Source organism: Enterobacter cloacae complex sp. SHL020 (genome assembly GCF_049236945.1).
Classification (GTDB): Bacteria; Pseudomonadota; Gammaproteobacteria; order Enterobacterales; family Enterobacteriaceae; genus Enterobacter; species Enterobacter dykesii.
Window position 1 is genome coordinate 157,436 of the sequence record NZ_JBMKJF010000007.1, and the last position, 17,905, is coordinate 175,340.

Genomic DNA, 17,905 nt, shown 5'->3' on the forward strand with positions numbered 1-17,905 from the left:
TTATGACGCTAACAAACCGGAATCGCCATTGCTCCATGTGCTAAACAATATCTTAGCCAGTCGGCTAAAAACTGGTTAATTTGATGCTTTTCGTCGCGTTGATGCAACTTTTTATTCGGGTAATCATACCGCGCCTTGAAGCGAAAGATCTGCTGGCTTGAACACACTTCAGCGACCATCGCGTCGTGATAGAGGCGCACCGTCATTGACGGCAGGCTCCAGTAGCTAATGCTGGGTGCCGTTTGCTCAATCTCCACCAGAGTAGTGTAGCGCGTTGATTCTGTTATCGTTAACCGATACTGCGCGTTGCTCACCTGATAGCTTACCGTTTCGCCGGGTGCGTCGTTTCGCGGCAGCAGGCGGCGCAACTGTGCGAAATTGGTTTCGCACAGGCGCATCATTTCTGGGAAGTCAGGCGTATAGCGCTTCATTTTTTCCACTCGTTTCGTAATGTCTGATAATGCAGCTGTAGCCATTGCAGGGCGATGACAGACGCTGCGTTGTCGATTTTCCCCTCTTCTACCCACTGATAAGCCTGTTCCCGGCTCACCACATGAACCCGAATATCTTCGTTTTCATCTGCCAGACCGTGGATCCCTTCCGCCGTCGTGGCGTCCACTTCGCCCACCATAATGGACAAGCGCTCGCTGGTGCCCCCAGGGCTTGCCAGATAGCTCAGCACCGGTTTAGTGCGGCCCACCACCAGCCCGGCCTCTTCCAGCGCCTCGCGTCGGGCGACGTCTTCAACCGTCTCACCTTCTTCGATCATCCCGGCCACCATCTCCAGCAGCCACGGGCTCTCACTGACGTCATAAGCGGCGATGCGGATCTGCTCCACCAGCACAACTTCGTCACGCACTGGGTCAAAGGGTAGCAAGACTGCCGCATGCCCGCGCTCAAAAATTTCGCGTCTGATTTCGCTGCTCATTTCCCCGTTAAACAGGCGATGCCTGAAACGGTAAAGATCCATTGAAAAAAAACCGCTATAAAGCGTTTCTCGTGCAATAATTTCTACATCGTTTTTGGCGAATGTCACGGGCAACTTTTCTGGTTTTTGCATGAGTCGAGTCCTGGTAGCAATGGTGATGAAATTGTGAATTTCAAGGCTGTTTGGCTGCCGTTTGTAAGGCTATATGGTAGATTGGTGCAAATTACCGCCAGATGGCACGTTACGCCAACCTTTTGGTATGGAAGATTCTGTTAGAATCGGCAATTATTTTTTAATTAGATCAGCGCTAATACTGCTTCACAACAAGGAATGCAAATGAAGAAATTGCTCCCCATCCTTATCGGCCTGAGCCTGACGGGCTTCAGTGCAATGAGCCAGGCGGAAAACCTGTTACAGGTCTACCAGCAGGCACGTCTGGGCAACCCTGATTTACGTAAATCAGCGGCCGATCGTGATGCTGCGTTTGAAAAGATTAACGAAGCGCGTAGCCCCTTGCTGCCACAGTTAGGTTTAGGTGCAGATTATACCTACAGCAACGGTTTCCGCGACGCTAACGGCGTAAACTCCAATGCTACCAGCGCCTCACTGCAATTGACACAGACGCTGTTTGATATGTCCAAATGGCGCGCCCTGACCCTGCAGGAAAAGAGCGCGGGCATCCAGGATGTGACCTATCAGACCGATCAGCAGACGCTGATCCTGAACACTGCCACGGCGTACTTCAACGTACTGAGCGCAATTGACGCACTCTCCTACACCGAAGCGCAGAAACAGGCCATTTACCGCCAGTTAGATCAAACCACCCAGCGTTTCAACGTGGGCCTGGTCGCGATCACCGACGTGCAGAACGCCCGTTCACAGTACGACACCGTGCTGGCTAACGAAGTGACCGCGCGTAACAATCTCGACAACGCGCTGGAATCCCTGCGTCAGGTCACCGGGAATTACTATCCTGAGCTGGCGTCGCTGAACGTGGACAGCTTTAAAACGGATAAACCGCAGGCCGTTAACGCCCTGCTGAAAGAGGCGGAAAACCGCAACCTGAGTTTGCTGCAGGCGCGTCTGAGCCAGGACCTGGCCCGCGAGCAAATTCGTCAGGCGCAGGACGGCCACCTGCCAACCCTGAGCCTGAGCGCGTCTACCGGCGTTTCCGACACGACCTACAGCGGCTCTAAAACCAATACGTCCCAGTACGACGACAGCAATATGGGTCAGAACAAAGTGGGTCTGAGCTTCTCCCTGCCGCTTTACCAGGGCGGTCAGGTCAACTCTCAGGTGAAACAGGCGCAGTACAACTTTGTTGGCGCGAGCGAGCAGCTGGAAAGCGCCCACCGCAACGTGGTGCAGACCGTGCGTTCCTCCTTCAACAACGTGAACGCCTCGATCAGCAGCATCAACGCCTATAAACAAGCCGTGGTGTCTGCACAGAGCTCCCTGGACGCGATGGAAGCGGGCTATTCGGTCGGTACGCGTACTATCGTGGACGTGCTTGACGCGACCACCACGCTGTACAACGCGAAACAGCAGCTCTCCAGCGCGCGTTACCAGTACCTGATTAACCAGCTGAACATCAAACAGGCTCTGGGTACGCTGAACGAGCAAGACCTGCAGATGCTGAACAGCGCGCTGGGCAAACCGGTCTCCACCTCTCCGGACAGCGTTGCGCCGGAGAACCCGGAGCAGGTTGCTGCGGTTGATAACTTCAACGCTAACGGCAATACCCCCGCGGCACAGCCAGCCGCTGCGCGTACCACTACATCCGCCAGCAAAGGCAATAATCCGTTCCGTAATTAAGTTATGACCAGGCCCTCTCCCACAGGGAGAGGGCGCATCTGAATCACATCCGAACGTAAGCCAACGTAAAGATCCCCCTGATTCCGCCCCTCTTCGCTTCATTTTCAACCACTCATCCTCTATCCTGAGCGTTATTACCACTGGGTCCTGGAAGACAAAGATGAAACGGACAAAATCCATAAATCACGCTTCGTTCCGTAAGAGCTGGAACGCGCGTCACCTCACCCCTGTTGCGCTGGCGGTCACGGCTGTCTTTATGCTGGCAGGCTGTGAGAAAAATGACGAAACGGTATCGCTGTATCAAAACGCAGACGACTGCTCCGCCGCAACCGGCAAAGCCGCTGAATGTAAAACGGCTTACACCAGCGCGCTGAAAGAAGCGGAACGTACCGCGCCGAAATATGCCTCACGCGAAGACTGCGTGGCGGAGTTCGGTGAAGGTCAGTGCCAGCAGGCACCGGCTCAGGCAGGCACCGCACCTGAAAATCAGGCGCAGGCGCAGTCCAGCGGCAGCTTCTGGATGCCGTTGATGGCAGGCTACATGATGGGTCGCCTGATGGGCGGCGGTGCGGGCTACCAGCAGCAGCCGCTGTTTAGCTCGAAAAACCCGGCCAGCCCGGCTTACGGTCAATATACCGATGCCAGCGGCAAAGGCTACGGCGCAGCGACCCCTGGCCGCACCGTGACCGTACCGAAAACGGCGATGGCGCCGAAGCCTGCCACCACCAGCACCATCACCCGCGGCGGGTTTGGTGAATCAGTGGCGAAGCAGACCAGCATGCAGCGTAGTGCGACAGGCACCTCCTCTACTCGCTCAATGGGCGGCTGATCATGGAACGAGTCAGTATCACCGAGCGCCCGGACTGGCGCGAAAAAGCCACCGAGTACGGTTTTAACTTTCACACCATGTACGGCGAGCCGTACTGGTGTGAAGACGCCTATTACAGGCTCACGCTGGCTCAGGTGGAAAAACTGGAAGAGGTGACGGCCGAGCTGCACCAGATGTGCCTGAAGGTTGTGGAAAAGGTCATCGACAGCGACGAGCTGATGGCAAAGTTCCGCATTCCGAAGCACACCTGGGGCTTTGTGCGCCAGTCGTGGAAAACGAATCAACCTTCGCTTTACTCTCGCCTGGATCTGGCGTGGGACGGCAAAGGTGAACCGAAGCTTCTGGAAAACAACGCCGATACGCCAACCTCTCTGTACGAAGCGGCGTTCTTCCAGTGGATCTGGCTGGAAGACCAGGCCAATGCCGGAAACCTGCCGGAAGGCAGCGACCAGTTTAACAGCCTCCAGGAAAAGCTGATTGAGCGTTTTGCCGAGCTGCGTGAACAGCATGGCTTTAACCTGCTCCATCTCGCCTGCTGCCGCGACACGGAAGAAGACCGTGGCACGGTTCAGTATCTGCAGGACTGCGCCGCAGAAGCGGAAGTGGCGACCGAGTTCCTCTATATCGAGGATATCGGCCTGGGTGAAAAAGGTCAGTTTACGGATATGCAGGACCAGGTGATCAGCAACCTGTTCAAGCTATACCCGTGGGAATACATGCTGCGCGAGATGTTTTCCACCAAGCTGGAAGATGCTGGTGTGCGCTGGCTGGAGCCGGCATGGAAGAGCATTATCTCTAACAAAGCCCTGCTGCCGATGCTCTGGGAGATGTTCCCGAACCATCCGAACCTGCTGCCAGCATATTTTGCGGAAGATGATTACCCGCAAATGGAGAAATACGTCGTTAAGCCGATCTTCTCCCGCGAAGGCGCAAACGTCTCGATTATCGAAAACGGTAAGACGCTGGAAGCGGTTGAAGGGCCGTACGGCGAAGAAGGGATGATCGTCCAGGAGTTCTATCAGCTGCCGAAATTTGGCGACAGCTATACCCTGATTGGCAGCTGGCTTATCAACGATCAACCGGCCGGGATTGGTATTCGCGAAGATCGCGCGCTGATCACGCAGGATCTGTCGCGGTTCTATCCGCATATTTTTGTCGAATAGGCCGCAGCCTGATGCCCTCACCCCGCCCCTCTCCCACAGGGAGAGGGTGCAAACACTAAAAACGGCAACCTGAGGTTGCCGTTTTGCTTTTATTATCCCACCTGCACCGACAGCATACTCAGACTTCCCATCTCAATACCGTCGACCGGAATGGTAATTGGCTCCTGACCGTCCCATGCGCCTAATACATAAAGCAGCGGCAGGAAGTGTTCCGCCGTCGGGTTAGAGAGCGAACCGCCTTCGTGATCCAGATAGTTCACCAGCGGATGCTTCTCAGCCGGACCTTGCCAGGCCAGGTTCGCTTTGACGTAGTCGTTAAAAGAGGTTGCCCACGGGTACGGCGTGTTCTCACCGTGCCAGCGTGCGGTACGCAGGTTGTGCACCACGTTGCCGCTTGCCACCAGCATGATGCCTTCATTACGCAGGGTTGCCAGCTTACGCCCCATCTCCAGATGCCAGGCCGCCGGTTTGGTGCTGTCGATGCTCAGCTGCACCATCGGGATATCCGCGTCAGGATACATTTTGATCAGCACGCCCCAGGAGCCATGGTCAAAGCCCCAGGCCTCTTTATCCAGCGTCACAGGGACAGGTGCCAGCAGCTCCACCAGCTTTTGTGCCAGCTCAGGCGAGCCGGGGGCCGGATAATGCGTGTCGTACAGCGCCTGCGGGAAGCCGCCAAAATCATGAATGGTTTTTGGCGCTTCCATGGCCGTCACGCCCGTCCCACGGGTAAACCAGTGCGCAGACACCACCACGATCGCTTTCGGCCGCGGCAGCGTCTCGCCCAGGTGACGCCAGGCGCGGGTATAGACGTTGTCTTCCAGAACGTTCATAGGGCTACCGTGGCCTAAAAACAGGGCTGGCATACGGGAAGAAGTCATGGTGATATCCTCACAGAAGGTGTCAATTTAATGGTGCTACATTACGCGCAATCCGGCAAAGATGAACGCAGATAAGCGTGAAGATCATCATCAGGAAATTTGAATGTAAGGAATGTGTAAAGCCGGGTTTTCACCCTCGCTTTGCCAGAAATGGATCATTTATATTAATGAGAATGATTATCAAAAGGAGCAATGCATGTCAGTCCCCTTGATCCTGACCATACTGGCGGGCGCCGCGACCTTCATCGGTGCGATCCTCGGCGTGCTCGGCCAAAAGCCCTCTAACCGCGTACTGGCCTTTTCACTGGGCTTTGCTGCCGGGATCATGCTGCTCATCTCCCTGATGGAGATGCTGCCTGCCGCGTTGGGCACAGAAGGCATGTCTCCGCTGCTGGGCTATGGCATGTTTGTCTTTGGCCTGCTGGGATACTTTGCCCTCGATCGGATGCTACCGCACGCGCATCCGCAGGATTTAATGCAGAAAAACGTGACGCCCATGCCGCGCAATATCAAGCGTACCGCCGTGTTGTTAACCCTTGGCATCAGCCTGCACAACTTCCCGGAAGGGGTCGCGACCTACGTGACGGCCAGCAGCAATCTGGAGATGGGCTTTGGCATCGCGCTGGCGGTCGCCTTACACAATATTCCTGAAGGACTGGCCGTCGCCGGACCCGTGTATGCCGCAACGGGATCGAAACGCACCGCGGTTTTCTGGGCGGGCATTTCCGGGATGGCCGAAATCCTCGGTGGCGTGCTGGCCTGGCTGATCCTTGGTAGCCTGGTCTCTCCGGTAGTGATGGCGGCGATTATGGCCGCGGTCGCCGGGATCATGGTTGCGCTTTCGGTGGATGAACTGATGCCGCTGGCGAAGGAGATCGATCCTAACAACAACCCCAGCTATGGCGTGCTGTGCGGAATGTCGGTGATGGGATTAAGTCTGGTTCTCCTGCAGACCGCAGGAATCGGGTAAAAAAACGCCGGGACATCCCGGCGTTTTTATTATCAGCTGGCTTTGCGCTCGTGCGCCTGGCGATACTCAACCAGATCTTCAATCGTTACCACCGGCATGTTGTGCAGGCGGGCAAAGGTGATGCACTCCGGCGCGCGCGCCATAGTGCCGTCATCGTTGGTCAGTTCGCACAGCACGCCAGCAGGTTTGAAGCCAGCCAGCGTCACCAGGTCGATCGTCGCTTCGGTATGACCACCGCGGGTCAACACGCCGCCCGCCTGCGCACGCAGTGGGAAGACGTGGCCTGGACGGTGCAGATCGGATGGCTTCGCACCATCTGCAATCGCGGCACGTACGGTGGTCAGACGGTCAGCCGCAGACACACCGGTGGTCACACCATGCGCCGCTTCAATGGTCACGGTAAAACCGGTACCAAAGGCGCTAGTGTTGTTTTCGACCATCATCGGCAGATCGAGCTGCTTACGACGATCTTCATTAATACACAGGCATACGATACCGCTGCCGTGACGGATGGTCAGCGCCATCTGTTCAACGGTCATGTTTTCGGCGGCGAAAATCATGTCGCCTTCGTTTTCACGGTTTTCATCGTCAAGCACCATCACACCGCGGCCTTCGCGCAGTGCATCCAGTGCATGTTCAACACGTTGAGTTGAAGTGCCAAAAGAGGAAAGTAGCGTCTGATTCATGGTAAAAAAACCTCATTAACATTATGGTTACCAGAATCAGGGCAGTCTTAGGAGCGCCGTATAAGCGGCAAAAAGATAACGTGAGCGGGCCCATGCCCGACTTGATCGTTACTCTCTCCCATCCGGACTCTAACCGTCGGCCCCGGAATTACACCGGATCTGCTGACCTTTGAGTATTCACCCAAAGCGCTCGCGGGCTTTCAGCGTCACGCTGATTTACCGCCGGTGGGGAATTTCGCCCCGCCCTGAGAATAAGCGAGATAACTATAACGCTATTGATTATCCTGGGCAATGCATAAGCATCAAACAATTTTGTTTACCCCGGGCATGACGCGCTACAATGGACACTAACACTTTTCCATCAAGGGAAACGCCAATGATTGACCCGAAAAAAATTGAGCAGATCGCGCGTCAGGTTCATGAATCTATGCCAAAAGGCATTCGTGAATTTGGTGATGACGTAGAAAAGAAAATCCGCCAGACGCTGCAGGCGCAGTTGGTTCGCCTTGATTTAGTCAGCCGCGAAGAGTTCGACGTGCAGACCCAGGTTCTGCTGCGCACCCGCGAGAAGCTGGCGCTGCTGGAACAGCGTCTGAGCGAGCTGGAAAACCGCAATGCGCCGGAAGACGTGAAGCCGGCACCGGCCATTCCACCGGTGGACGACCAGGCGTGAAGTTAATGCAAAACGGCAACCTTGGTTGCCGTTTTTTTATCTTTACTCCCTCTCCCTATGGGAGAGGGTTGGGGTGAGGGCATCAGCCCGCACGAACTACTGACTGTCTTTCTGGATCTTCTTGATGATGTTGGTGGTTGAGCACCCGTCCTCAAAGTTGAGCACCATCACTTCACCGCCGTTGGCCCAGACCTCTTCGCTACCCGCGATTTGCTCCGGCTTGTAATCCCCGCCTTTTACCAGCAGGTCCGGCAGAATGCCGGCAATCAGGCGCTGCGGGGTATCTTCTTCAAACGACACCACCCAGTCCACGGCTTCCAGCGCGCCGAGCACAATCATGCGCTGCTCGAGCGGGTTCACCGGACGCGTTTCACCCTTCAGGCGTTTCGTCGATGCATCGCTGTTAACCGCCACAATCAGGCGGTCGCCCAGCTTGCGCGCGTTCGCCAGATACGAAACGTGGCCCGCGTGCAGAATGTCGAACACGCCGTTGGTCATCACCACTTTTTCACCGCGCTTGCGCGCGGCGGCGACGGCCACCTTCAGCTCGTCTTCGGTCATGACGCCAAAACCGGTATCCGCACGACCGCGCACCGCGTTTTCCAGCTCGATTGGCGAAACGGTTGAGGTACCGAGTTTACCGACGACCACGCCCGCCGCGGCGTTAGCGAAGTAGCACGCCTCTTCCAGCGAGTTTCCTGCTGCCAGCGTCGCCGCCAGCACGCCAATCACCGTATCACCGGCACCGGTCACGTCGTACACTTCCTGCGCCTGGGTTGGCATATGCAGCGGCGCTTTGCCCGGCTGCAGCAGCGTCATCCCCTGCTCGGAGCGGGTCACCAGCAGAGCGGACAGCTCGAAATCAGCAATGATCTTCATGCCGCGCTCAACCAGCTCTTCCTCGCTTTTGCACTTGCCCGCCACCGCTTCAAACTCGGAGAGGTTCGGCGTCAGTAGCGTCGCGCCGCGATAGCGCTCAAAATCGGTCCCTTTCGGGTCGATCAGCACCGGCACGTTAGCTTTACGCGCCAGTTGGATCATCGTCTGCACGCTGGCCAGCGCGCCTTTTGCGTAGTCCGACAGCACCAGCGCGCCGATATTGCCCAGCGCCTGGTTGATACGCTCGTGCAGCGGCTCGGGATCAACGCCTTCAAACCCTTCTTCAAAGTCGAGGCGGATCAGCTGCTGGTTGCGCGACAGCACGCGCAGTTTCGTAATCGTTGGGTGGGTCGGAACAGAAACGAAGTCGCACTTCACGTTCACGTCCGCCAGCGACTTGCTCAGCGCGCGCGCCGCATCGTCGATGCCGGTCAAGCCCACCAGACGCGACTGCGCGCCCAGGGAGGCAATGTTCATTGCCACGTTTGCCGCGCCGCCGGGACGCTCTTCAATGGTGTCGACCTTGACCACCGGTACCGGTGCTTCCGGAGAGATGCGGCTGGTCGGTCCATACCAGTAGCGATCCAGCATCACATCCCCAACAACCATAACCCCAGCACGTTCAAACTCTGGCAGTGTTACTTTCATTCCTGACTCCAGAAAGATTCACAATTTGCGCGCGATAATATCACACTTGATTTGTTACGCACGGTTCCACCAGCCACTTCTGCCAGCTGGCCGTTACCTGAGCACGTTCATGAGCAAAACAGTCCAGCGCCACGTGCCCCGGCTCCTCCTGCAGCGCCAGGTGATGAAGCTCATCGCGCAGCGTCGTGTAGGCGCGGGTTAAGGCCTGCGCCTCCTGCTCGTCCATGATGTCGTTTTGCGCCAGCAGCTCCAGAATGCGCACGTTATCGGACCAGCGCGTCAGCTTCGGCTTGTCGTGGGCGTGCAGCAGCACCAGATACTGGGTAATGAACTCAATATCGGTAATACCGCCCTCGTCGGCTTTAATATCAAAGCGATCGCGGTGTTTATTGCCGAGATGCGCGCGCATTTTCTCGCGCATTTCCCGCACTTCTGTTTGTAATGTGGCGCCCTCTCGCACCGTCGTCATAACGTCCTTACGGATGACGTCAAACTGCGTTTTGAGCTGCGGATCGCCATACACCACGCGAGCGCGCACCAGCGCCTGATGCTCCCATGTCCAGGCTTCATTCTTCTGGTAATCGGCGAAGGATTCCGTTGAGGTCACCAGCATGCCCGCCGCGCCGGACGGACGCAGACGGGCATCGACTTCATACAAAATGCCCGACGAGGTGCGGGTGCTGAACAGGTGCATGATGCGCTGCGCCAGGCGAAGGTAGAACTGGCGCCCGTCAATCTCGCGCTCGCCGTCGGTCATCACGTCAACCGGGCAGTCGTGCAGGAAGATTAAATCCAGATCGGAGCTATAGCCCAGCTCCCAGCCGCCGAGCTTGCCGTAACCCACCACGGCAAATCCTCGCCCCTCACGATCGGCAAGGTGCTTCGGCTGGCCGTAGCGGGCCACCATCTGCACCCATGCCTGTTGCACTACCGCGTCGATGATCGCCTCTGCCAGCCAGGTTAAGTGATCGCTCACTTTCATCACCGGCAGCGTTCCGGCGATGTCCGCCGCCGCCACGCGCAGCATCTGAGCCTGCTTAAACTGGCGCAGCGCCTCCAGCTGCTGCTCTTCGTCCTCTTCCGGCACGCGCAGCAGATACTGACGCAGCTCGTCCCGGTAGGCATCCGTCGCCGTGGGCTGATACAGCGTATTCGGATCGAGCAGCTCATCCAGCAGCAGCGGGTAACGCGCCAGCTTGTTCGCCACCATCGGCGACGCGGCGCAGAGCGTAATCAGGTGCTTGAGTGCCCCCGGAAACTCGCTCAGGAGCTCCAGATAGGTGGTACGCGTGATAATCCCGCTCAGCAGCGGCATCATGCGCGACAGCGGCACCGGCGCATCCGCCCGCGAGCAAACCTCGCTCAGCAGGTGCGGCATCAGGTGATCCAGCACCTGACGGCCGCGCGGGCCGATGGCGCGTTTGTTCAGCTCAAGACGGAAATCAGCGATCAGCGCCACCACGCGATGGCGCGCGTCGTCGGTTAAGTGCGTCAGCACCGGCGTGGTGTCATCTTCCTGGAGCGCGTCCTGCCACAGCTCGCGCCAGTGCTCGGAAAGCGCATCGTCCTGCGATTCGCTTTCGTCATCACCGATCAGCTCGTTAAAGATGCGGCGTACGCCCGCCATGTGGGTATCCAGCCGTTCGGTCAGCGTTGACCAGTCGTCCACGCGCATGCCCCAGGCCAGGCGCGCCCGGTTAAGATCATCGCCCGGCAGGGTCTGGGTCTGTTCGTCGTTGATGCTTTGCAGCAGGTTTTCCAGACGACGCAGGAACAGATAGGCCTCGCGCAGGGTTTGCGCATCGCCGTCCGGCAGCAGGTGAAGCTGCTCGATGGCGCTAAGGGTCGGCAGCAGCGAGCGGGACTGTAACGACGGCTCACGCCCGCCGCGAATCAGCTGGAAAACCTGAACGATAAATTCGATTTCGCGAATGCCGCCCGCGCCGAGCTTGATGTTGTCCTTCAGCCCGCGACGGCGCACCTCACGGGCGATCATCCCTTTCATATTGCGCAGGGACTGGATGACGCTGAAGTCGATATAGCGACGGAACACGAACGGGCGCAGCATGGCGCGCAGCTCGTTGGCGTAAGCGTCGTCGCTGTCGCCCATAATCCGCGCTTTAACCATCGCATAGCGCTCCCAGTCGCGCCCCTGCTCCTGGTAGTAATCTTCCAGCGCGGCAAAGCTCAGCACCAGCGGTCCGCTGTCGCCAAACGGGCGCAGGCGCATGTCCACGCGGTAAACAAAACCGTCCTGCGTCGGCTGATCCAGCGCCTTAATCAGACGCTGACCGAGACGGGTAAAGAACTGGGCGTTGTCCAGTTCGCGACGGCCGCCGCGCGTGGAGCCGTTCTCGGGCCAGGCAAAAATCAGGTCGATGTCGGAGGAGAAGTTCAGCTCGCAGCCGCCCAGCTTGCCCATCCCCAGAATCAACAGCGGCTGAGGAACCCCTTCCTCGCTGCAAGGCGTGCCCCACTCTTTACAGCAGGCGGCGTAGAGCCAGTCGCGCGCGGCGACAATCAGCGTTTGCGCCAGCTCGCTTAACTGCTGCAGCGTGCTCTCTTCGCTCACTTGCTCCAGCGCCTGAGCCCAGGCAATGCGCACCATCATCCGACGGCGGAACTGGCGCAGGACGCGCATCAGCGTCGCTTCATCCGCAACGTCTTCGAGCGCGGTTTGCAGCCAGCCGGCATACTGCCGCCACTCGTCCGCCTTCGGCGGCGCGTTCTCAAGCTCCGTAAGCCAGTCCGGGTTGGCGGTGATGTTTTCCTGCACAAAATCACTGAAGGCGAGCACGCTCTTTGCCTGCTCGCTTAACGATGACGCCGGTAATGACTCAGGCAGACGTTCGCAAACGGTCTGCCACTGCTGCTGTAACGGTGAAGAAAGCGGCATTATAGGGGTTCCTTGCCAGAGTTAACGTTTTCCGCTGTGCAGCCAGAACGGCTCCTGCGAAATGGCCTCGTTACGGAAATGCTCAATCTCAATATGCTGGCGGGTTTCGATGGCATGCTTCAGCCCCTGCCAGTTTTCCAGCCACGCCTGCGCCTGTGGCCCGTCGTAGGCACCGGAAAGGAGCAGCATGCTGTCGATGTTGCGCGAAAGACGGGGAAGCTGATCGCCATACTTATCGCCGAGCGGATACGCAAAGGTGCTCTTCAGCTCGGCGGCATGACGGGAAAGATGAATGTCCGCGAAACGCTTGAAGTTTTCCGCGATTTTGGTCTCCGCTTTCGCATCCAGGAAGGCGCGCCAGCCGCGCGTGACCAGAAACTCGGTCAGCGCCAGTTTTGCCGAAGCGGCCTGCGGGCTGTAAATCGCCGTTTGCGCCGAGACGTCCGAGAGCATCAGCGTTTCGGTTTGCGTCAGCAGATCACGTAAGTGAGCGCTCGCTTTGCGAGGAACGATACCGCCGAACAGCGCCAGGGAATGGCGCACCAGGGCAATCGCCGCCAGCACGTGGGATTTGGCGTTTTTCACATTTCGCACCCACAGCTCTTCGTGGTACTGCCACTGCGAAAGCGCCAGCTCCAGCGCGGCTTCCAGCCCCTGCTCAACGCTGGCTTTCGGCGCAACGCGCAAAATGGTCGTCTCTTTCAGGACGCGCGGCGCATTTCCGGCCGCCAGATGGTAACCCCGCGCGGCTTTACTCAGGCTTCCCTGACGCAGTCCGGACTGGCTCACCAGCCTGCGCGCCAGCTTCAGCACGTCATTCGCGTCCCCTTCCAGCAGCTCAAGCTCCAGTTCACAAATGGGTTCCTGGAACTCCCCCGCCTTCACCTCACCGAGATCGAGGGCGATTTCGATGCGACTTTTACCTTCCGTCACCAGCCATTTCTCGCGCCAAAAATCGGTGCTGAACAGCGGCTGCACCTGTTCTGCCAGCGTGGCAGGCAGCTCGCCTTCCGGCCAGACTTCCGCCGGGAAACGTTCGAGCTCAAGTTCTGGCTTGCTGATGTCGATATTGTATTCCGGGCGCTGATGTAAACCGCCGACCACGCGGCCGGCAATTTTCATCGTCATCTCGTAGCGCCCGCTCGCGCCGCGGATGCGCAGCCCCATATCGTGGCGGCGCAGCCAGTTGTCTGGCGTTTCGTAATAGATATTAAGCAGTTGTACCGGTGCATGGTGTTCGCCGGAAAGCGTATGCAGATGCTGGCGGAGTGCGTCAACGCTGTATTTTTCGACGATAAACTTTAATTCAATTTCTTGTGCCATAGCCTTGTACTTTTGCGGGCGTCACAGACGCGTCAATGAGGGCGAACTTCCTCGCCATTTGTTTGTCAGTACATAGTATTTTGCGCCAAATTGCCATGCAATGAGCAATTTGTCGGGCGTAAATGTGTAGAGTCGTGACACAGATGATTCTGATTGCTGACGAATGCTTTGCGTAGAGACACTGTTGCCACTACTATCGTTCCACTATTTATGAAAATAACGACTAATGATGCTTAAATTACGCCTGATTGGACTTACTTTACTCGCTTTTAGCGCCGCAACCGCAGTGCACGCTGAAGAGAAGCGTTACGTTTCTGACGAACTGAACACCTGGGTACGCAGTGGCCCCGGAGATAATTATCGCCTCGTGGGCACGGTGAATGCCGGCGAGGAAGTCACCCTGTTACAGACCAACGCGGACACCAATTACGGTCAGGTTCGCGACAGTACCGGCCGTACGTCCTGGATCCCACTGAAAGAGCTGAGCACCGTGCCAAGCCTGCGCACGCGCGTGCCGGATCTGGAAAACCAGGTGAAGACTCTGACCGATAAGCTGAACAACATCGACGGCACCTGGAACCAGCGCACCGCTGAAATGCAGCAGAAAGTGGCGCAAAGCGACGGTGTGATTAACGGTCTGAAAGAAGAGAACCAGAAACTGAAAAACGAGCTGATTGTCGCGCAGAAGAAAGTGAATGCCGCCAATCTGCAGCTCGACGACAAACAGCGCACCATCATCATGCAGTGGTTTATGTATGGCGGCGGCGTGCTGGGCGTAGGTCTGGTGCTGGGTCTGGTGCTGCCGCATCTGATCCCAAGCCGCAAGCGTAAAGATCGCTGGATGAACTAATTCGTCTTCTCTGCCAGACTTACGTATCATTCTGGAAAAGAGAAAACGGGAGAGTTGGGCGTGAAGAGTTATCTGGTCGGTGGTGCGGTACGTGATGCGTTGTTAGGTCTGCCGGTCAAAGATAAAGACTGGGTGGTGGTTGGCGCCACCCCGGAAGAGATGCTCGACGCGGGCTACCAGCAGGTAGGCCGCGATTTTCCCGTATTCCTGCACCCGAAAAGCCGTGAAGAGTATGCCCTGGCGCGTACCGAGAGGAAATCGGGCTCGGGCTATACGGGCTTCACCTGCTATGCCGCGCCGGACGTCACGCTGGAGCAAGATCTTCTGCGCCGCGATCTCACCATCAACGCGCTGGCGCAGGACGAGAACGGCCAGATTGTTGACGCCTATGGCGGTCAGGACGATCTGCGCAACCGTCTTTTACGTCACGTTTCCCCGGCGTTTTCTGAAGATCCGCTCCGCGTGCTGCGCGTGGCGCGCTTTGCCGCGCGTTACGCCCATCTCAGTTTCCGTATTGCCGATGAGACCATGGCGCTGATGGCCGCCATGACCGAGGCGGGCGAGCTTGAACACCTGACGCCAGAGCGCGTCTGGAAAGAGACGGAAAATGCCCTCACCACGCGCAACCCGCAGGTCTTTTTCCAGGTCCTGCGCGACTGCGGCGCGCTGAAGGTGCTGTTCCCCGAAATAGACGCGCTGTTTGGTGTGCCTGCCCCGGCAAAATGGCACCCGGAAATTGATACCGGCGTGCACACGTTGATGACGCTCAGCATGGCCGCCATGCTCAGCCCTGACGTGGACGTGCGCTTTTCCACCCTGTGCCACGATCTCGGCAAAGGCCTAACGCCAAAAGAATTCTGGCCTCGCCACCACGGGCACGGCCCGGCGGGGGTGAAGCTGGTCGAGGGGCTGTGCCAGCGTCTGCGCGTGCCGAACGAGATCCGCGATCTGGCGAAACTGGTGGCCGAGTTCCACGATCTGATCCACACCTTCCCTATCCTGAAACCGGCCACCATCGTTAAGCTTTTCGATAACATCGACGCCTGGCGTAAACCCCAGCGCGTAGAGCAAATCGCGCTCACCAGCGAAGCTGACGTGCGTGGTCGTACCGGGTTTGAAGCGTGCGATTACCCGCAGGGACGTTTACTGCGTAAAGCCTGGGACGTTGCGAAAGCGGTACCCACGAAGGATGTTGTCGAAGCGGGATTCAAAGGGCCGGAAATTCGCGAAGAACTCACGAAACGGCGCATTCAGGCGGTGTCGGACTGGAAGGAAAAGCATTGCCCTCAGCCGAAAGACTGAGGGCTATCGGTCAGAAGAAGACCACGTACACCGCAGCCGCCACGATAAAGCGATAGATCGCGAACGGAATAAACGAGATACGCTTAATCAGCTGAAGAAAGGTTTTAATGGCAATCAGCGCCACGATAAACGCGGTGATGAAGCCGACGGCGAACATCGGAATGTCGCCCGTGGTAAGGAAACCAATGCTTTTATAGAGGTCAAGCGCGGTGGCGCCCATCATCATCGGCACCGCCAGCAGGAACGAGAACTCTGACGCGGCGTAACGGCTTACGCCCATCAGCATCCCGCCGGAGATGGTTGCGCCTGAACGAGAGAAGCCCGGCCACAGCGCCAGACACTGGAAGCAGCCAATGATAAACGCCTGACGATACGTCATATCGTCCAGCCCTTCCGCGCGCGGCGTTTTTGGCTTCAGCACTTCCGCGGCGATCAGCAGGAAGCCACCTACCACCAGCGCGTACATCACGTTAATCGGGTTAAACAGAGATTTGATGGCATCGTGGAACACCAGGCCCAGCACCACCGCAGGGATCATCCCGAGCAGAATATGGATCAGCGACAGGCGGCCTTTACTCATCCCTTCGTGCTGAGGCGGACGGCCAAAATGGATGCCAATCAGACCAAACAGACGGCGCCAGAACATCACCACCACCGCCAGAATAGACCCCAGTTGGATAACCACTTCAAACGTTTTGGCGGTATCGCCTTCGAAGCCCAGCAGATGGCCAACGATAATCATATGGCCGGTACTGGAAACCGGTAAAAACTCCGTCAATCCTTCGACCACACCCAGTATTGCCGCCACCAGCAGCGAGTGCATATCGCTCATCTATAAACCCCTAAAAAGATATAAAAAAACGGCGTCCCATACGGACAACCGATAAAGATACATTCCTGAGACCGGTATAACCTAAAATGGTTTAGCTATTATGACGTTAAATCTTTCCTTTCAGATTTGTGCCACGCTCGATAATGACCCCTACATTGGCGGCGCGTGCCACCGCGCCCGGTTTGCTCAGCTTGATGCGCACCCACGGTGAGTTGAATTTTTTCAACAGCAATTCTGCGACTTCTTCCGCCACCCGTTCGACCAGCGCAAAACGTTGCCCTTCAACGTGGGCGATGACCGTTTCACTGATATCGGCATAACTCAGACAGTCTTTCACGTCATCGCTTTTTGCCGATTTGCGGTTATCCCATCCCATTTCGATATCGAACACCAGTTTCTGTTCGATGGTCTGTTCCCAGTCGTAAACACCAATTGTGGTGATTACCGAAAGTTGCTCTATAAATACAATATCCATCACGACCTGCCTGCTTTTTGGCTAAACCGGATACCACTTCCGGCGAATTATGCGTATTATCCACAGATGCTGAGAATACAGATACATTTTCAAAACGGAACAGCGTTATGAGTGCAATCGCGCCTGGAATGATCCTCCTCGCCTATCTTTGCGGCTCAATCTCCAGCGCCATTCTGGTCTGCCGCATTGCCGGGTTACCTGACCCGCGTGAAAATGGTTCCGGGAATCCGGGGGCGACCAACGTACTACGAATTGGCGGCAAGGGAGCAGCCGTAGCGGTTTTGATTTTTGATGTTCTGAAAGGGATGCTGCCCGTCTGGGGCGCCTATGCGCTGGGCGTCACGCCGTTCTGGCTGGGGCTTATCGCCATCGCCGCCTGCGTCGGCCATATCTGGCCCGTTTTCTTTGGTTTTAAAGGCGGAAAAGGTGTGGCTACCGCCTTTGGCGCCATTGCGCCCATCGGCTGGGACTTAACCGGCGTAATGGCCGGGACCTGGCTGCTCACTATTCTTCTGAGCGGCTACTCGTCGCTAGGCGCGATCGTCAGCGCGCTGATTGCCCCGTTCTACGTCTGGTGGTTCAAACCCCAGTTCACCTTCCCGGTGTCGATGCTCTCCTGTCTTATCCTGCTGCGTCATCACGACAATATCCAGCGCCTGTGGCGTCGTCAGGAGACCAAAATCTGGACGAAGCTCAAGAGGAAGAAAAAAGACGCTCCGAAGGGTTAGTTATGCCTTATAGCCAAATGTGATTTT

Annotated in this window: 17 protein-coding genes and 1 riboswitch; of the genes, 8 read left to right on the forward strand and 9 right to left on the reverse strand. The window is 57.2% G+C overall.

Going from position 1 to position 17,905, the window contains the following annotated elements; all coding sequences use genetic code 11:
* Positions 1-8 precede the first annotated feature (8 nt).
* Together ACOTZB_RS17470 and nudF are read right to left on the reverse strand one after the other, a co-directional pair.
* A complete protein-coding gene (locus ACOTZB_RS17470; protein ID WP_003862516.1) occupies positions 9-431 on the reverse strand; it encodes a DUF1249 family protein in 423 nt (140 codons plus the stop codon).
* Complete coding sequence (gene nudF, locus ACOTZB_RS17475; protein ID WP_421627927.1) at positions 428-1,060, reverse strand: ADP-ribose diphosphatase; 633 nt, start codon at positions 1,058-1,060, stop codon at positions 428-430. The genes ACOTZB_RS17470 and nudF overlap by 4 nt, the downstream gene beginning before the upstream one ends.
* Positions 1,061-1,264: 204 nt before the next feature.
* Here nudF and tolC point away from each other — a divergent pair, with 204 nt between their 5' ends.
* From tolC to ACOTZB_RS17490, 3 genes are all read left to right on the forward strand, one after another.
* Entirely contained in the window at positions 1,265-2,743 is a 1,479-nt protein-coding gene (gene tolC / locus ACOTZB_RS17480) for an outer membrane channel protein TolC (protein ID WP_063439524.1), read from the forward strand.
* Positions 2,744-2,903: 160 nt separating this feature from the next.
* Positions 2,904-3,572 (forward strand): DUF1190 family protein, encoded by a 669-nt coding sequence (locus tag ACOTZB_RS17485; protein WP_023309204.1) that lies wholly within the window; start codon positions 2,904-2,906, stop codon positions 3,570-3,572.
* Between the two features lie 2 nt (positions 3,573-3,574).
* Entirely contained in the window at positions 3,575-4,735 is a 1,161-nt protein-coding gene (locus ACOTZB_RS17490) for a glutathionylspermidine synthase family protein (RefSeq protein ID WP_421627929.1), read from the forward strand.
* Between the two features lie 92 nt (positions 4,736-4,827).
* On the opposite strand, the gene ygiD is transcribed toward ACOTZB_RS17490, so the two are convergent.
* Entirely contained in the window at positions 4,828-5,616 is a 789-nt protein-coding gene (ygiD, locus tag ACOTZB_RS17495; RefSeq protein WP_421627931.1) for a 4,5-DOPA dioxygenase extradiol, read from the reverse strand.
* Between the two features lie 196 nt (positions 5,617-5,812).
* On the opposite strand from ygiD, the gene zupT reads away from it, so the two are divergent.
* Entirely contained in the window at positions 5,813-6,586 is a 774-nt protein-coding gene (zupT, locus tag ACOTZB_RS17500; RefSeq protein WP_024906487.1) for a zinc transporter ZupT, read from the forward strand.
* Between the two features lie 32 nt (positions 6,587-6,618).
* On the opposite strand, the gene ribB is transcribed toward zupT, so the two are convergent.
* Positions 6,619-7,272, reverse strand: a complete 654-nt coding sequence (gene ribB, locus ACOTZB_RS17505) for a 3,4-dihydroxy-2-butanone-4-phosphate synthase (protein WP_023309208.1) — start codon at positions 7,270-7,272, stop codon at positions 6,619-6,621.
* Between the two features lie 106 nt (positions 7,273-7,378).
* Positions 7,379-7,529: riboswitch (FMN riboswitch) on the reverse strand.
* Positions 7,530-7,648: 119 nt separating this feature from the next.
* Here ribB and ubiK point away from each other — a divergent pair.
* Positions 7,649-7,945, forward strand: coding sequence for a ubiquinone biosynthesis accessory factor UbiK (ubiK, locus tag ACOTZB_RS17510; protein ID WP_266179029.1), 297 nt, complete (start codon positions 7,649-7,651; stop codon positions 7,943-7,945).
* A gap of 96 nt (positions 7,946-8,041) precedes the next feature.
* Here ubiK and hldE read toward each other — a convergent pair whose 3' ends face one another.
* The 3 genes from hldE to ACOTZB_RS17525 are packed head-to-tail and all read right to left on the reverse strand — an operon-like array spanning position 8,042 to position 13,691.
* Positions 8,042-9,472 (reverse strand): bifunctional D-glycero-beta-D-manno-heptose-7-phosphate kinase/D-glycero-beta-D-manno-heptose 1-phosphate adenylyltransferase HldE, encoded by a 1,431-nt coding sequence (gene hldE / locus ACOTZB_RS17515; RefSeq protein WP_214576948.1) that lies wholly within the window; start codon positions 9,470-9,472, stop codon positions 8,042-8,044.
* Positions 9,473-9,512: 40 nt separating this feature from the next.
* The gene (glnE, locus tag ACOTZB_RS17520; RefSeq protein WP_421627933.1) at positions 9,513-12,368 is read right to left on the reverse strand and encodes a bifunctional [glutamate--ammonia ligase]-adenylyl-L-tyrosine phosphorylase/[glutamate--ammonia-ligase] adenylyltransferase; all 2,856 of its coding nucleotides are present in this window, start codon (positions 12,366-12,368) and stop codon (positions 9,513-9,515) included.
* Between the two features lie 21 nt (positions 12,369-12,389).
* A complete protein-coding gene (locus tag ACOTZB_RS17525; RefSeq protein ID WP_421627935.1) occupies positions 12,390-13,691 on the reverse strand; it encodes an inorganic triphosphatase in 1,302 nt (433 codons plus the stop codon).
* A gap of 229 nt (positions 13,692-13,920) precedes the next feature.
* Here ACOTZB_RS17525 and ACOTZB_RS17530 point away from each other — a divergent pair, with 229 nt between their 5' ends.
* Both ACOTZB_RS17530 and ACOTZB_RS17535 read left to right on the forward strand, forming a co-directional pair.
* A complete protein-coding gene (locus ACOTZB_RS17530) occupies positions 13,921-14,541 on the forward strand; it encodes a TIGR04211 family SH3 domain-containing protein (RefSeq protein WP_024906484.1) in 621 nt (206 codons plus the stop codon).
* A gap of 60 nt (positions 14,542-14,601) precedes the next feature.
* Positions 14,602-15,843, forward strand: coding sequence for a multifunctional CCA addition/repair protein (locus tag ACOTZB_RS17535; RefSeq protein ID WP_421627937.1), 1,242 nt, complete (start codon positions 14,602-14,604; stop codon positions 15,841-15,843).
* A 10-nt stretch (positions 15,844-15,853) separates the two neighbouring features.
* Here the strand turns inward: ACOTZB_RS17535 and bacA are convergent, their stop codons facing one another.
* Complete coding sequence (bacA, locus tag ACOTZB_RS17540; protein WP_008502957.1) at positions 15,854-16,675, reverse strand: undecaprenyl-diphosphate phosphatase; 822 nt, start codon at positions 16,673-16,675, stop codon at positions 15,854-15,856.
* A gap of 106 nt (positions 16,676-16,781) precedes the next feature.
* Positions 16,782-17,150: a bifunctional dihydroneopterin aldolase/7,8-dihydroneopterin epimerase gene (gene folB, locus ACOTZB_RS17545; RefSeq protein ID WP_421627939.1), complete on the reverse strand. Its 369-nt coding sequence runs from the start codon at positions 17,148-17,150 to the stop codon at positions 16,782-16,784.
* 107 nt (positions 17,151-17,257) lie between these two features.
* Here folB and plsY point away from each other — a divergent pair, with 107 nt between their 5' ends.
* Complete coding sequence (gene plsY / locus ACOTZB_RS17550; protein WP_023309216.1) at positions 17,258-17,878, forward strand: glycerol-3-phosphate 1-O-acyltransferase PlsY; 621 nt, start codon at positions 17,258-17,260, stop codon at positions 17,876-17,878.
* Positions 17,879-17,905 lie beyond the last annotated feature (27 nt).